General features: G+C 69.6%; 11 protein-coding genes and 4 pseudogenes. 6 read left to right on the plus strand and 9 right to left on the minus strand.

The window, feature by feature from the left end:
* A pseudogene (locus tag LO771_RS28815) lies at positions 1-105 on the plus strand (IS5/IS1182 family transposase); the annotation flags it as partial.
* A gap of 186 nt (positions 106-291) precedes the next feature.
* Here the strand turns inward: LO771_RS28815 and LO771_RS28820 are convergent.
* Together LO771_RS28820 and LO771_RS28825 are read right to left on the minus strand one after the other, a co-directional pair.
* Positions 292-1,497: an IS110 family transposase gene (locus LO771_RS28820; RefSeq protein ID WP_230747896.1), complete on the minus strand. Its 1,206-nt coding sequence runs from the start codon at positions 1,495-1,497 to the stop codon at positions 292-294.
* 245 nt (positions 1,498-1,742) lie between these two features.
* Positions 1,743-1,889, minus strand: a pseudogene (locus LO771_RS28825) (IS5/IS1182 family transposase); the annotation flags it as partial.
* A gap of 168 nt (positions 1,890-2,057) precedes the next feature.
* Here LO771_RS28825 and LO771_RS28830 point away from each other — a divergent pair.
* Positions 2,058-2,591, plus strand: coding sequence for a hypothetical protein (locus tag LO771_RS28830; protein WP_230747943.1), 534 nt, complete (start codon positions 2,058-2,060; stop codon positions 2,589-2,591).
* 128 nt (positions 2,592-2,719) lie between these two features.
* Here LO771_RS28830 and LO771_RS28835 read toward each other — a convergent pair whose 3' ends face one another.
* From LO771_RS28835 to LO771_RS28855, 5 genes and pseudogenes are all read right to left on the minus strand, one after another.
* A complete protein-coding gene (locus tag LO771_RS28835) occupies positions 2,720-3,925 on the minus strand; it encodes an IS110 family transposase (protein ID WP_230747899.1) in 1,206 nt (401 codons plus the stop codon).
* A 259-nt stretch (positions 3,926-4,184) separates the two neighbouring features.
* A pseudogene (locus LO771_RS28840) lies at positions 4,185-4,487 on the minus strand (transposase); the annotation flags it as partial.
* Between the two features lie 4 nt (positions 4,488-4,491).
* Positions 4,492-5,690, minus strand: a pseudogene (locus tag LO771_RS28845) (IS30 family transposase).
* A 169-nt stretch (positions 5,691-5,859) separates the two neighbouring features.
* A complete protein-coding gene (locus LO771_RS28850; RefSeq protein WP_230747900.1) occupies positions 5,860-6,582 on the minus strand; it encodes an IS3 family transposase in 723 nt (240 codons plus the stop codon).
* Positions 6,579-6,893 (minus strand): transposase, encoded by a 315-nt coding sequence (locus tag LO771_RS28855; RefSeq protein ID WP_230747902.1) that lies wholly within the window; start codon positions 6,891-6,893, stop codon positions 6,579-6,581. The genes LO771_RS28850 and LO771_RS28855 overlap by 4 nt, the downstream gene beginning before the upstream one ends.
* A gap of 1,309 nt (positions 6,894-8,202) precedes the next feature.
* Here LO771_RS28855 and LO771_RS28860 point away from each other — a divergent pair.
* The 4 genes from LO771_RS28860 (at position 8,203) to LO771_RS28875 (ending at position 12,418) form a co-directional block, all read left to right on the plus strand.
* Entirely contained in the window at positions 8,203-8,799 is a 597-nt protein-coding gene (locus tag LO771_RS28860) for a hypothetical protein (RefSeq protein ID WP_230747904.1), read from the plus strand.
* Positions 8,800-8,899: 100 nt separating this feature from the next.
* On the plus strand, positions 8,900-9,745 hold the full coding sequence (locus LO771_RS28865; protein WP_230747907.1) for a hypothetical protein: 846 nt from the start codon (positions 8,900-8,902) through the stop codon (positions 9,743-9,745).
* A gap of 672 nt (positions 9,746-10,417) precedes the next feature.
* Positions 10,418-10,990, plus strand: coding sequence for a hypothetical protein (locus tag LO771_RS28870; RefSeq protein ID WP_230747909.1), 573 nt, complete (start codon positions 10,418-10,420; stop codon positions 10,988-10,990).
* A gap of 660 nt (positions 10,991-11,650) precedes the next feature.
* Positions 11,651-12,418, plus strand: coding sequence for an aminoglycoside phosphotransferase family protein (locus LO771_RS28875; RefSeq protein WP_230747910.1), 768 nt, complete (start codon positions 11,651-11,653; stop codon positions 12,416-12,418).
* A 39-nt stretch (positions 12,419-12,457) separates the two neighbouring features.
* Here LO771_RS28875 and LO771_RS28880 read toward each other — a convergent pair whose 3' ends face one another.
* Entirely contained in the window at positions 12,458-13,234 is a 777-nt protein-coding gene (locus LO771_RS28880; protein WP_230747913.1) for a DUF2625 family protein, read from the minus strand.
* A 532-nt stretch (positions 13,235-13,766) separates the two neighbouring features.
* Positions 13,767-14,267, minus strand: coding sequence for a hypothetical protein (locus LO771_RS28885; protein WP_230747915.1), 501 nt, complete (start codon positions 14,265-14,267; stop codon positions 13,767-13,769).
* Between the last annotated feature and the right edge of the window lie 73 nt (positions 14,268-14,340).

The raw sequence follows: 14,340 nt of genomic DNA on the forward strand, positions 1-14,340 counted from the left end.
CAGTTCCGCGCCATCGCCACCCGCTTCGACAAGCTCGCCACCCGCTACCGCACCGGCCTCGTCCTGGCCTCACTCATCCTGTGGCTCCGCGAACCCCAGACATGATCATTTGTCAGACACGGCCTAGCCCCTCGGCCCCGTCACGCGCAGCCGATGCTTCCCGAAGACCTGAGCGTTCTTCAGTGCTCATTCAGACCAAGACACCCCTCGCAAATCACCCTTTTTTGATCCTGGTCTCAGTGATTCCCAATGGTGGTTGTCAAGCGCGGTGGTCGGGCATAGCGGGGCGAGTCAGGCGGCTGCGAGGTCGCGGCGGGGTGGCTCGGTGGTGAAGGTGCGCCGGTCGCGGATCAGGGCCCACAGGACGTCGAGGCGGCGTCGGGCGAGGGCGAGGACGGCCTGCTTGTGGGTCTTGCCTTCGCTTCGCTTCCGCTCGTAGAAGGCCCGGGAGACGGGGCAGCAGCGGGCGGCGACCTGGGCGGAGAGGTAGAAGACCCGCAGCAGGCGGCGGTGATAGCGCCGAGGGCGGCGCAGGTTGCCGCTGATGCGGCCGGAGTCCTTGGGGACCGGGGCCAGGCCGGCGACGCCGGCGAGCCGACCGGGACTGCCGAAGGCGTCCAGGTCGCCGCCGGTGCAGGCGATGAACTCGGCCCCCAGCAGGGTGCCGATGCCGGGCATGCTGGTGATCGCCTCGGCGTGCCGGTGTTCGCGGAAGCGGGCCTCGATCGCCGCGTCGGTCCGCTCGATCTCCTCGCCCAGGGCCAGCAGTTCCCGGGCCAGGGCCTGCACCACCGCGGCCGCCGTCCGCTCGCCGGGCACGGCGGTGTGCTGGGCGTGGGCCGCCTCCATCGCGGTGGCGGCCACCGCCTGGGCGTTGCGCACCTTGCGGTTGGCCAGCCAGGCGGCCAGGCGGGAGCGGGCGATGCGGCGCAGGGCCGCGGGGGTCTGGTAGCCGGTCAGCAGGACGAGGGCGGCCTTGGAGGCGGCGTAGTCGAAGGCGCGCTCCAGGGCGGGGAAGTACTCCAGCATCTGGGCGCGCAGGCGGTTGACGGTGCGGGTGCGGTCGGCGGTGAGGTCGTAGCGGCGGGCGGTGAGGATCCGCAGGTCCACCGCGATCTCGTCCCACTCCTGCATCGGCTGCAGGTCACGGCGCATCCTCGCCTGGTCGGCGATGACGTAGGCGTCCTTCGCGTCCGTCTTTCCCTCGCCGCGGTAGGAGGCGGAGGCGTGGTGGACGGTGCGGCCGGGAAGGTAGAACAGGCGCTGCCCGTGGCCGAGCAGGAGGGCGATCAGCAGCGCGGCTCCGCCGGCGTTCAGGTCCACGGCCCAGGTCACCGGGTTGTCCTCGGCGAGCTCGAGCACGTCGCGGATCAGGTCCAGCAGCTCGGGTTCGCCGTTGGGCACCCGCCGCGACAGCACCTTGGCCCCGTCCGTGTCGATCACCGTGCAGTGGTGCTCGTCCTTGCCCGCGTCTATCCCCGCCCACAGTTCGGGCATCGCGCCTCCCCATGCCGTTCCCGTCTTCGGCCCTGCAGACGACCTCGCCGACGTGTCCTTACGAAGCGATCGGATCTCGCGCATCCCAATGAGCGGCCGTGTCGTCGCGGGGTACCGGGCGGCCAATCACTGAGAGCCACAACCCTCGGCAGGAGACTTTTGAGCCACACCCGGACCCCTGGGTCTCCCGATCGTACGAAGGACCAGGACGAGCCCACCAAGAAGGTAAGGAGGCTTTTCCAACCTCAGCTTGACGTCGCCAGGTGAAGGGCGAGGACGGCCCTGACCAGGTCGGTGATGCGGGTGGTGCTGCAGTGGAGTTTGCGCAGCAGGCGCCAACTCTTGAGTGGGGCCATGGCCTGCTCGCCGACCGCGCGGATCTTGGCGTAGGAGACGCTGCCACCATCGGTGAGCCGGTCATGCTTGCTCCCGGCCTTACAGCGGTCAGTCGGCCCCAGCAGAGACCACTCCGAGGATGCAACGGCCCTGCGGGTAGCCGATGCGCGATCTCGCCACAAGCGGCTCCCCAGGGCCGCAAGAGGCGGTATAGGGTCACGCACGTGGATTACGAGTGGTTCGAGGCTGATGACGAAGCGCTCGATATCGACCATCTGGCCATTCTTCGCACGCTCAGGGCTGACGCTCCGAACTGGGCTTGCCGAGCCGTCGACACTGTCGTAGTCGAACCCGAGCAGAAAGACGGCGAGCTGCGAGCATGCCTTGACGTGTGCGACCCGATCAACGGCCTCATCCTGCTGACTGTAGGAGCTTGCTTCCGCGGATCTCATGTGACCGCCGGCCACATGCACTCTGCGACCTATGAACTCGACGGAGGCCCACAGGTCGAGGAGCTGAGCACTTCAGGCTCCCCGGCCGAACTTGGCGCTGCCGCCGCAACCTGGTTTCGGCAGATCCTGGAACGGCCGGTGCTCTACCGGGAGTGGTCCCATGCCGGCCGTGTCGCCCAGGAGTGGAGCTTCGGAGACTCTGGTCTCGGACTGATAGCCGGAGGAGAGCTTTCCCTACCGCTAGTGGGAGAACCTACAAAGACGATGCTCGTACGGGGACGCTGGCGCGCAGGGGCGGGCGACTGAGCAGTTTCCAACTTGGCTTAGCGGCTGGTTAGTTGGTGCGGGGGTGGGGGCCCGGGAAGGGGTGAAGCTCCTGGTAGATGGGTTGTCGACCAAGAGCAACCCGTCCGCCCGGAGTTTCAATGGCCGAGTCAAGCGGTCTGCACGGCTGGAGGGTCGGGGCTGAAGATCCGGTTGTCACGCAGCAGGGCCCACAGGACGTCGACTCTGCGGCGGGCCAGCGCAATGATCGCTTGGACATGCTTGCAACCTTCGCCGCGCTTCTTGAGGTAGAAGTCCCGGTTGGGGCCGTCCTTGATGATGCTGGTCTGTGCGGACAGGTAGAACACACGACGTAGGCGGCGGGAGTACCGCCGAGGGCGGTGCAGGTTACCGGTACGGCGTCCGGAGTCGCGAGGCACGGGGACCAGGCCGGCGGCCGAGGCCAGGTGGCCGGCATTCGCGTAGGCCGCCAGGTCCCCGGCGGCGACGAGGAACTCCGCGCCGAGGATCGGGCCGATGCCGGGCAGCGACTCGAGGACCGCGGCCTGCGGATGGCTGCGGAAGGTGGTGGCGATCTGCTTGTCGATCTGCCGGAGGCGTTCGTCCAGGGCAAGGATCTGCTCTGCGAGGTCGGCCACCAGCTGCGCGGCCACCTGCTCGCTGGGCAGCCGGGTGTGCTGGGCCCGCGCTGATTCCAGAGCCCTCGCCGCAATGTGATCCGCGCCGCGCACGCCGCGCTTGGCCAGCCAGGCGCTCAGCCGGGCCTCGCCGCGGCGGCGCAGGGCTGCGGGGGTCTGGAAGCACGTCAGCAGCACCAGCGCGCCCTTGTGGGCCGAGTAGTCGAAGGCCCGCTCCAAGGCGGGGAAGATGCCGGTCAGGGTGTCGCGCAGCCGGTTGACCATGCGGACCCGGTCGGCCACCAGGTCGGTGCGGTGCCCGGTCAGCAAGGCAAGATCAGCGACCAGCTGGACGGGGACGTCGATGGCGGTGAAGTCGCGGCGGTGCCGGACGCTTTCGGCGATCACGTAGGCGTCGCGGGCGTCGGTCTTGGCCTCGCCCCGGTAGGCACCGGACATGCGGTTGACTGTGCGGCCGGGCACGTAGACCGGCTGCTGACCGTGCGCGGCCAGCAGCGCCAGCAGCAGAGCGGAGGCGGTGCCCGTCAGGTCGATGCCCCAACGCACCTGATCAGCCAGGTCCAGGACCTCGCCGATCGCGGCCAGGATCGCCGACTCGTCGTTGTCGATCTTCTTCGACCATACCGTTGCGCCGGTCTCGTCGACCGCCGTCGCCCAGTGGTGCCCCTTACCTGCGTCGATCCCGACCCATAACCGGCCCCGGCCGATGGCGCTCATCTGCCCTCCTCATGCCGCGCGATCCTTCACGGCCCGAGGAACACCCCGCCGGCAGCTCCGTAAACAGCGACAAGATCGCAGATCTCAATCAGCGGCCAGGGCGCCCCGAAGGGCTGGGCGGCCACTCCGGGCGAGTCACAACGGACAGCTTCACGTAAGCCACACCCAGCCCTCCCGGGCCAGACAGCACCTTACGGAGCTTCACGTGCTTGTCTACCCATCGGGGATCGGGCCTTGACCCCGGATGTTGGACACGGGGTTATGCGGCTTGGGTGAGCGTAGTTGATGTCGCCTGGAGTGCGGTCTCGTAGGCGATGGGGCTGCGGTGGCCGAGGCGGGAGTGGCGGCGGACGGTGTTGTAGCGGTGCAGCCAGCGGAAGAGCTCGAGTCGGGCCTCGCGCTCGCTGGACCAGCCGGGGCGGCCCTGCAGGGTCTCGCGTTTGAGGGTGGCGTTGAAGCTCTCGGCGGCGGCGTTGTCCGCGCTGCTGCCCACGGCGCTCATCGACTGCACGACGCCGGCCCGGCGGCAGGCGTCGGCGAAGGTTCGGGAGCTGTACTGGGCGAGTTCAATCCGTCGTTGCAACACCGGGTTGTTGGCTCGAGCGTAGCTGCTCCTCGAAGACCTCGGCGGGAGTCTTCCATCCGAGGATCTTGCGGGGTCGGTTGTTGATTGCCAGGGCGACGGCTTCGAGGTCCTCGGCCGACCACCGCGACAGGTCGGTTCCCTTGGGGAAGTACTGACGCAGCAGACCGTTGGTGTTCTCGTTCGTCGGGCGCTGCCAGGGCGCGTGGGGATCGGCGAAGAACACCTTCGTTCCGGTCTCGAGCGCGAACCGGGCGTGGCCGGAGAGCTCCTTGCCGCGGTCCCAGGTGAGGGTCCTGCGCAGATGCTCGGGCAGCCGCGTCATCGACGCCGTCAGCGCGGCGTTCATCGCGACGGCGCCGTAGCCGCCCAGCGACGGTCTGTTCCTTTCCGGGGGCTTGTCGGCCCAGCCCTCCAGTCGGGGCAGGTGGACCAGGATCGTTGACCGGCTGGAGCGCTCGACGAGCGTGCCGATCGCTGACCGGCTGGTCCCGATGATCAGATCACCTTCCCAGTGCCCCGGCATCGCACGGTCTGCGGCCTCAGCGGGCCGTTCGCTCAAGACGACGTCCGCGGTGACATGCCCTTGCGGCTTGTTCCGCGACCTCGCCCGAGGCTCTCGAAGCGCCCGCCCGGTGCGCAGGCAGGCGACCAGCTCCCGCTTGAGCGCACCCGGCCCTCAATGAACAGCGACTGGTAGATCGCCTCGTGGCTGATGCGCATGGACTCATCCTCGGGGAAGTCGACCGTCAACCGGTGCGAGATCTGCTCCGGGCTCCACGCCGTCGCCCACCGCCGGTCGGCGCGGTGCGGCTTGTTCAGTCCCTTCCACGCAGGCGTCGGCGGCCCTGCCACGGCCGTCCCGTCAGGCCGGTGAACGTTCCCCGAGAGCCGCTCCTGCACGTACTGGCGCAACCGGTCGTTGTCCGCGAGCTTCGCGCTCTTCGGGCGCCTGGCTGCCTGCTGAGCCTTCCACTGGGCGACCGTCGCGCGGTACTCCTGCTTGCCGCCGCGGGTGGCGGCGTTGCGGCGTAGTTCGCGAGAGATCGTCCCGGGATCCCGCGCCAGGGCGCGGGCGATCTCGCGCACCCCCTTGTCCATCGCCCTGAGGATCGCGATCTCCTCGCGCTCCTCGAACGTGAGGTACCGGCCCGTGGGCTCGGCCAACGAGATCGGAGGCATGCCGCCAGCGTGACGAAACCACCGCGCACCCACCGGCCACGACACGCCGACCGCCAACGACGCCTCCGCCGTCGTGACCCCCGTGGCGATCAGACGCCAAAACTGACGCTGTACGACCCGAGACGGATCGGGTCGCCCCGGCGAACGCATCGCCGGCCGCAACGCACGGTCAGCACGCCACTGCCGACGCCGACCGCCCGGAACATCGCTGGTCTTCCGACTCCAGTCCGCCGTGGCCACGTCCCACACCTCCGAGATCAAGGTGTTGCGACGACCAGTTGAATCCGCCCTGGGCTCCGTGGTCGGTGTGCATGATCGCTCCGGCGAGGGTGCCGCGGGTGCGTTCGGCCGCGTGGAGGGCGTCGACGACGAGGTCGGCGCGCATGTGGTCGGCGAGCGCCCAGCCGGCGAGGCGGCGGGAGGCGAGGTCGATGACGGTGGCGAGGTAGCAGAACCGGCCGTCGCCGACGGGCAGGTAGGTGATGTCGCCGACGTACTTGGTGTTCACCGCCTCGGCGGTGAAGTCGCGGCCGACCAGGTCCGGGGCCTTCGCCGCGGCCGGGTCCGCGGTCGTGGTGCGGTGTTTGCGGCGCAGTCGCAGCCCCGCGATGCCGGCGGCCTGCATGAGGCGGGCTACCTTCTTGTGGTTGACCTGGTCGCCGCGCCCGCGCAGTTCGGCGGTGATGCGGGGGGCGCCGTAGGTGCCGTCGGAGGCCGCGTGGACGGCGCGGATGCGGGCGGTGAGCCTGGCGTCGGCCGCCTGGCGGGCGTCGCGCCGCGGGGCGGTGGCGCGCCAGTGGTAGTAGCTGGACCGGGCGATTCCCAGGACCTGGCACAGCCGCTTCACGCCGTGGCGGCGCTGGTGGTCGGCGACGAACGGGAAGCGGGTCACCAGCGCGTCTCCCCGGCGAAATATCGGGCGGCCTTGCGGAGGATGTCGCGCTCCTCCTCCAGCTCCCGGATCCTGCGGCGGGCGGCGGCCAGCTCGGCCTCGGCCGAGTCCGGGGCCTGGGGCTGCGCGGCCTGCCGGCCTGCCGTGTGAGTGCCGGGACGCCGCCCGTCGGCAGCCCGGATCCAGTTGCGCAGCGTCTCGGAGTTGATCCCGAGGTCCTCGGCGACCGACGTGATCGTCGCTCCCGGCCGCGAGCGGCACAGCGCGACCGCCTCGGCCTTGAACTCCGGCGGATAGTGCTTCATTGCCATCGATGCAGGACTCCTGTCCACCCGGACCATCAACGTCCGAGTGTCTCTGGTGTCCAACATCCAGGGTCAAGACCCACCTGCCCAGGTGGGAGCCTCCGTGTCCACCACACCGAGCATGAGCGTGCCCTTCCGGGCCGCGCAGCAACGCGGCCCGCTCGGTGATCGCCCAAGGATCATTAGGGACGATATGCCCTCCTCCGGTCCTCGGAAGCTGATCCAGGAATTCCGGGCGTTGCTCGCATGACAGGGCTGGCAGAACGTTCCCCTCCCTCCTCATCTCTCTGGGCGACCCAAACAGCCTTCCGGACCTTCCGACCCGGAAACGGGCTTCAACCGCACCTACGCCGCGGAGTGACCCCTGCAGGTGGCTGGGCGCGGCGTGCTCCGCCCCCGCACCCGTGGCCAGCGCCCAAGCGGCGCTGGACCCGCCCTGCCGCCTGACCTGCACGGCCGACGCTCCGCGCCGTCCACGCACCAGTCGGGCCGCGGGCGGCCCTCCTTGGTCAGTTGCCATCGAGAACCCCACCTGACGCCCGGTGACAGCCGGAGCACGAGAGCCGGGTGTACAGCGGAGCACCCTGCCGGCGGTGGACGCAACGAGAGCGAGAGTGACCGACGACGACAGAACGATCGACAGCAACCCCGGCAGGTTCACCCCTGCGAACGTTCAGAGCTCGCAGAACAAACAGGATGCGTCCCCAGCCACGTACGGAGGCCAGCCACGCTTCAGGTTTGTTCCGTCACGGCCTTCGTTGCTGCCGGGACACAGCACCGCTACTGCTGCCTACGGTCCGCCATCCGCGCTGCGCCAGCACGGAAACACCGCACGTCGGAGCACGCGAAGCGCGATCAGCCATGGTTGTTCCGGCCCCGACTGATCGGCTGCGCGGAGGCGATGGAGACCCCCGTAGCCAGCACAAGAGAGACCCGATGAACGGAGTGTTGGATCGACTCGCAGCTGAGATGCATGGTATCGCGCGCGTGCACGCGCGCGCGTCCTCATCCTATGAGAGGGCAGTCCCGGGAAAAAGCCCCTGACCTGGGCAAACGCGAACCCGTTTGTTCTGCGCTTGGCAGAACAAACGGGGGGTCGTTTGTTCTGCGTACTAGAAACAAACGGGGGCCGGGCGGGAGGTGGCCGAGGCCATCCGTACCCGGGACGGCAGCGCTCCGACACTCATTCCATCGTTCTGCTCATACAGAACAACTTGATTAACCCTGTGATAGCGTCCCGAGCATTGGGTTCAAGATCAGGGGAGATGTCCGAATGGCAGCACCACCGCCGCAACCGGGCCGGGATCAGAGGGTCGTGACCTCACTGGACCGCGACGGCAACATGGTCGTGCGCATCGAGAACACGCTCGGTCGGGAGATGGCCTCCGGCCCCGACACCCTCGGTGAGCACGTCGAGGGCTACGTGATCGACGCACGGGTGATGTTCGAGGTCCTCGGCAGCGCGAAGTCGATGCCGAAGGAGTGGTTCATGGTCTGGTGCAAGGTGATCTCCTTGCAGCGCCTCGGCAGCCGGAGCACGAGCGTCCGCGGCTTCGTGAAGACCACCCAGCGCGACCTGCAGAAGCGCTGCGGCCTCAGCCTGGCGAGCGTCAACGAGGCGATGCAGTACTTCTCCTCGCTGCCGTGGATCCGCCCCGTGAAGCGCGGCCTCTACCAGACCAACCCGTTCCTCACCGTCGCTGGCAGCTCCGGCGAGCACGAGGAGTGGCAGAACGAATGGCGGGCCGCCGCAGGGGACAGCTTCCTGCTGCCCGGACCGGGGCACGCGGGTGAGTGGCGCGAGGCGCGCAGGGCGGCGAAGAAGCCGCTCACCGCCCCGAACGTCGTGCCGCTGACCCCGCCACGGAAGGCTCCGGCCCCGCGGAGGACCAAGCGGGCGGCACAGGCCTGAAAAGGTTCGGGCCGGCCGTTGTCCGACGGCCGGCCCGAACCTCTTGGGTTCAGCCCTTAGGCTACCAGTACACCCATCACCCGCCCCTGGAGAGCGAGCGATGACTACCGACTCCGTTCCACCCATCCCGTCCGACCGGCCGGTGACGCTGCCCCGCGAGGCGTGCGAGCTGCTGGCGCTGGTCGACTTCACCACCTCCGGTCGGCGTGTACTCGACATCCTGCTCTCCCGGCACTCCCCCGCCGACGGAACCGTGGTGATCAGCAAGCGGGAGCTGACCTCCGCGCTGGGCGCCACGCTGCCCGCGGTAAACCGGGGACTGCGCGAGCTCACCCTCACCGGCGTCGTGCGCCAGGTCGAGGGCGAACGCGGACGCTACCTGCTCCACCCTCTGCTCACGGGGGCGGCCGCCGACCGGCCCGAGGCCGGCGCCGATGGGATTCGCGCCATCGACCCGGACGCCTTCAAGGAGCAGCGCCGCCGACGCTACGACCTGGCCGTGGGAGCGGCCCGGCCGGCCGGCGGCGCCCCGTACGTGCCGCCGATCCCCACCGACGAACCGGTGAGCGTCCCGCGGGAGGTGTGCGAGCTGCTCGCCCTGGTGGACCTCACCGCCACTGGCCGACGCGTGCTCGACGTGCTGCTCTCCCGCTACGCGCCCGAGGACGGGACGGCGGGCATCACCCAGCGGGAGATGGCCGCGGCCTTGGGCGCCGCGTTCCCGGCCGTGAACCGCGGCTTCCGGGAACTCGCCCAGACCGGGCTCGCCTGGGGGGTCAAGGGCGGCCGCGGCGTCTACCAGCTCCACCCGCTGCTCACCGGCGGTGCCGTCTCCTCGCCGGTGATGGCCTGCCCCGTGATCCAGGCCGTCGACCCCGACTCGTTCAGCGCCCAGCGCCGCCTGCGCTACGCCACGCAGATCGCGAGCCTGCCGAACACCGCGTGACCGGTGCGCCGGGAGACCATGGGATGAATCCGTTTGTTCTGCGCTCGCAGAACAAACGCGATCAGGGAGCACCCCGCCGCACACATCGTGCCCCGCGCCGCCACGGCGCGGGGCACTGTGCTTCTCCACCCGCCGACAGGACCCTCTGCACCCGGGTCGTTCCCGGCCGCAGGGCACCGTGGTGCACCGGTCACCAGGGCGGCCCCCGCAGGAGGAGGACCGGTGGTGACGCAGCCCGGAAGGCGGGCCGGGAGCACCGGGCTCCGAGCCACCGGTAGCGTTCAACCCCGACATGCGGGGGGCCGACCGGGAGGCTGCAGGGGGGGACGGGATCCGGACGGACCTGGCATGGAGCCTGCCGAAGGCGGACCTCCTGGCAGGCCGCAGGGCCTTGTGGTGGGTCGCAGGCCCCGACGGTGAACTCGCGGTGATGCTCGTCCACCGGCGCCGACTGCGGCGCTCCGGCACCAAGGGGTGGGTGGGGTCCCGCCCCAGGCCGCCGTCTGACGCCCTCCTCGTCACGGTCACCGACCAGGGAGAGCGTCGCGTCGCGCTTCCCGCCCTGCAGCAGGCCCCACCCACCTCGCCCTGCTCCCGGACCGCCGCCTGCTCCTCGTCGTCAGCCGCTCCTTCAAGGAGGCGACGACCGGCTCCTGGCAGCGGAACGCCACGGTGCTCGACCCCTCCGGGAAGCTGCTCGACACCTTCTGCATCGGGGACGACATCACCGCCCTGACGACCGACCCCGGCGGCCGCATCTGGACCGTGTACGCGGACGAGGGCATTTACGGCGACAATCCGCTGAGTTGGAAGGGCATGGCCGGATGGGACAGCGCCGGCCGCGCCGTCTGGAGCCCCGAGGGCAGGCTGCCCGCCCTGCCCCTCGGCGGCTGGACGGCGGCCACCGAGGGGCAGGACGTCTGGCTGGCCTGGTACCCGGGAGGCAGCCCCGGGACGGTTCTGACCAGGATTACCCCGTCCACCGGTGAGACGGCCAACCTGCTCTCCCCCGTCCGCAACCCCGACGGCCTCGCCGTCTGGGGCAACCGCGCGGTGCTCACGGTCCGCGACCACAACCGCCGGTCGGTGGAGGTTGTCCGGGCCGAGCTGGAAGGCACGGGCTGGACCGTCACGGACCGCCGCAGGCTCCGCACCCCGGGCCGCGTCGTCCTGCACTGCGGCCAGGGACGCGACGGCGTCCTATGGCTGCGCGCCGGCCACACCTGGCTCCGCATCCGGGCATGATGGCGAACCGGACGGGGCGCCTCGGCGGAGGGACGGGCCGTGGGGGTGTTTACGACGTAAACACCCCCACGGCCCACCTGACCACAGAGCGGCCTGGCCTTCTCGGCCCGATCGGAATCCCCGTCGCGAACGCCCAGAGGAGCCAGGGACTCGAACCTCTTGTGCGCGGCATTTCGCCTGCCCGCTCCCGCCGCAGGCCGCGCCGAGGACGGCCCCCAAGCCAGGCGGCACCAGGGCACATGAGCACGACCGCCCGCGAACGTCGCTGCGCCCTCAGAACGTCATCCTCTCGCCATCGCACGCAAGGACACCGGGTCCTCCCAGCCGCTGGGCTGTCGGCGACGGACCGTGGCGCGCACGGCTTTCCGGTTTGCCGACTGCCGCCGCCCGCACTGCCACTACGAGCGCGAGCCCGGACACCCCTCGCCCTCACCGACGCTACTGCCCATCGCATCTGCCTCCGGCGTTCGGACTGGTGAGGCTTCATGCAGCTCCGAGGAACCCTGGATCGGCGCCGTCGAGCTGAAGGCACGAGTCGCGTGTTGGCAGCCAGTTGGATTTCCCCGATGGCGGCCACTGAGCGGGGAGGTATCTGGCCGCTGGACCGTTGCTCTCCGTAATGGGGAGGCTGGGGCGTCAGTGCAGGGGTAGCGTCCTGGTATGGCGAGCGAGGACGTGTTGCAGGACCAGCGCCACCGGGAGGTGGTACGGGTGGGAGACACCGTTCGCCGTCCCGCCCTGCCTTGGACATCGACGGTGCACGCCTTGCTCCGACACTTGGAGTCGGTGGGCTTCCCCTACGCCCTCAGGCCCCTGGGGTTCGACGAACAAGGTCGGGAGGTACTCACCTTCATCGACGGCGAGTCCGGAGGCAAGGGTTGGGCCAAGGTGGTGGACGATCAGGGATTGTCCGCCTTCGCTCGGCTGCTGCGCGACTACCACGACGCGACCGCGGATTTCTCGCCACCGGACGATGCGGCGTGGGCCGGCGGCACAGTCGCGCCCGGCGAGGGCCAGGTGGTCTGCCACGGCGATTTCGGCCCGTGGAACGTGGTGTGGCAGGGCCGTCGCCCCGTAGGGATCATCGACTGGGACTTCGCCCGACCGGCGCCGCGACTGAACGATGTGGCCTACGCCCTGCAATACGTCGCTCCGTTCCGCTCTGACGCCGACTGTCTGCGGTGGCTGCATTTCCCAAAGCCGCCTGACCGGCGCCGACGTCTGGAGCAGTTCTGCACCGCCTACGGCCTCACCACGACCGTAGGCGTCGTCGACGCTGTGATCGACAGGCAGTGGGAGAACATCGAGCTCGTGCGACAGTTGGCCTCTCAGGGACATGAGCCACAGGCCACGTGGGTTCGCGAGGGTCTGCGGGAAGCACGTGGTCGCCTTTCCTGGAGTCGCTCGAACCGCCATCTGTTCGAGTAGATGGCTCATGCCTGCCGGCTCGTCGCCGCCGGTTCCTTGTCACGGAGCGTGTTTCTGGCCGCGAGCGGGGAGGGCACCTGGCTGGCAACGGGACGCCGGAACCGGCCGTCCATGGGGAATTCCGGCTGGCCCCTGCCAGTCGCGACTCACGCCCAGGAGCTCGGCCATCGGCACCGCACGGCGGCTGGTCGCCGCCAGGTCGTGGCGGCCTTGGGCCGACCAGAGCGGCGGAAAGAACGATAGCCCCTGCCGACCGTTCAGCCCGGAGACCTGACGGCACCAGCCGTCCCACCGCAGGCTCTGGTAGAACTGCTCGAGTCCTCCGGACAGAACCCAGGACAGCCATGCCGCATGGCTGGCTCCCAAGGCCTCCCATCGGAGCGAGTCAGGGGAGAAGTACACGACCTCACCCGGCTCTCCGGGCCGACCGGCACGAGCGGGCTCACTCCCGTTGAGCGCGAAGACCCCGCCCAGGACATCGTGTGCGACCACGAGACCTGCCTCGGGCCGCCAGCCCGAATCGAACGTCGGCGGCATCGCGTTGATCCCCGCCAGGCTGGGCATCCCTCCTGCCCCGGTGTCACGCGGGCTGCCGAAGATCCGCAGCCATCCGCTGTCCACGAGCAGGCCGCCGCAGTTCAGCACGATGCCGCCCAGGAACGACCGCGCGGAGACCTGCAGCTGCAACAGAGAGGCACGGCCCAGCTCGACATCGCCCGGCAGCACCTCAACGGACACCCCGCTCCCGGACAGCTCCTGCAGGAGAAGCGGCCAGGCTGGATCGTCGATGTCGATCAGATCATGGACGCCGCGCATCCGCGCATCGTCGCATCAGCAACCGAAGTCCCGGTCTCCCGGGGCATCTGCGCTCGATCACCCATGGAGACGACGCCCGAAGAGGCCGATCGGACACCTGAGGCAGCCTCTCCCGCGCCGGGGTGTTTACGACGTAAACACCCCCAGCTGTTCTTCCGGAGACGACCGCAGCCCGGTACCCAGCGGACCCGCTCCGGGCGTGCTGTGAATCCGCGTCGCAACGGACAGGGCAGGACGACGTGATACGGCCCCTCGACCAGGTGCCCGCCGCGTCGCCGTTCTCCGCCCCAACGCTGCCCGGAGGTTGCGATGAACGCCCTGGTCGAGCGCAGGCTGCACGATCGGGGTCCGGACGGTTGGCCAGACACACCCTCCCCGTCGGCAGGCGGACAAACGGCCGGTGCGCGTCCCGACCCCGGAGGAGCGGGCGCGGGAGCACGTGCGGCGTGCTCCCGCGCGGTCCCGGGAGTGGAAGCGGCAGGTTGGACGGATCTACGGCCTGGAAGCGGATGAGGTGGTCGGGGGCTTGGCGCTACACGGATTGCCGTGCGGCCCTCTGCTTGAGGAATGCCTCCAGGCTCCTGACCAGTTCGGCACGCTTGCTTTTGGGGACACGCACCGACTTCGGGCTGGTCCAGGAGAGAGCGAACGGCCCGGCAGCCCGCCAGTCGTTGTTCACCGTCCTCATGAACTCGCACCAGTCCTTGGCCATCGCCTCGGTAGGAAATGCGTAGATGCTCACGGTGTCGGTCATGAGTGCCTGCGTACAGCCACCGCCGCCCGGGCACAGGACGCTGCTGACGTCTCGGACGTGGCCAAGGTCCTCGACGCCCGTTGCGTGGGCAAGAGCCTGGGCTGCGTCGGACACGCTGACACCGGTTGCGTCGACGCTGGCGGTGGGCGCTCCCGGCGTTGCGGACACTGCGGTCTCCGTGGGGGTTGCCTTGGCCTTGCCGGTGACGCCCGCGCTGGAGCACGCTGTCAGGCTGAGGGCTATGGAAAGGATGAACGCGGTGAGAGCGGTGATGCGCATTGCGCCATCCTGCCAAGGTGATCGCATACCAGCACAACGTCTCGATCCGACAGCCTGGCCGGGATGGGTCTAA

This window comes from Streptacidiphilus sp. ASG 303 (assembly GCF_020991365.1).
In the GTDB taxonomy this organism is placed as follows: domain Bacteria; phylum Actinomycetota; class Actinomycetes; order Streptomycetales; family Streptomycetaceae; genus Peterkaempfera.

Bases quoted from the DNA above. Each gene is read 5' to 3' on its own strand.
- LO771_RS28820 (WP_230747896.1), bottom strand. From the start codon at position 1,497: ATGCCCGAACTGTGGGCGGGGATAGACGCGGGCAAGGACGAGCACCAC.
- LO771_RS28835 (WP_230747899.1), bottom strand. From the start codon at position 3,925: ATGAGCGCCATCGGCCGGGGCCGGTTATGGGTCGGGATCGACGCAGGT.
- LO771_RS28855 (WP_230747902.1), bottom strand. From the start codon at position 6,893: ATGGCAATGAAGCACTATCCGCCGGAGTTCAAGGCCGAGGCGGTCGCG.
- LO771_RS28865 (WP_230747907.1), top strand. From the start codon at position 8,900: ATGACTACCGACTCCGTTCCACCCATCCCGTCCGACCGGCCGGTGACG.
- LO771_RS28875 (WP_230747910.1), top strand. From the start codon at position 11,651: ATGGCGAGCGAGGACGTGTTGCAGGACCAGCGCCACCGGGAGGTGGTA.
- LO771_RS28880 (WP_230747913.1), bottom strand. From the start codon at position 13,234: ATGCGCGGCGTCCATGATCTGATCGACATCGACGATCCAGCCTGGCCG.
- LO771_RS28885 (WP_230747915.1), bottom strand. From the start codon at position 14,267: ATGCGCATCACCGCTCTCACCGCGTTCATCCTTTCCATAGCCCTCAGC.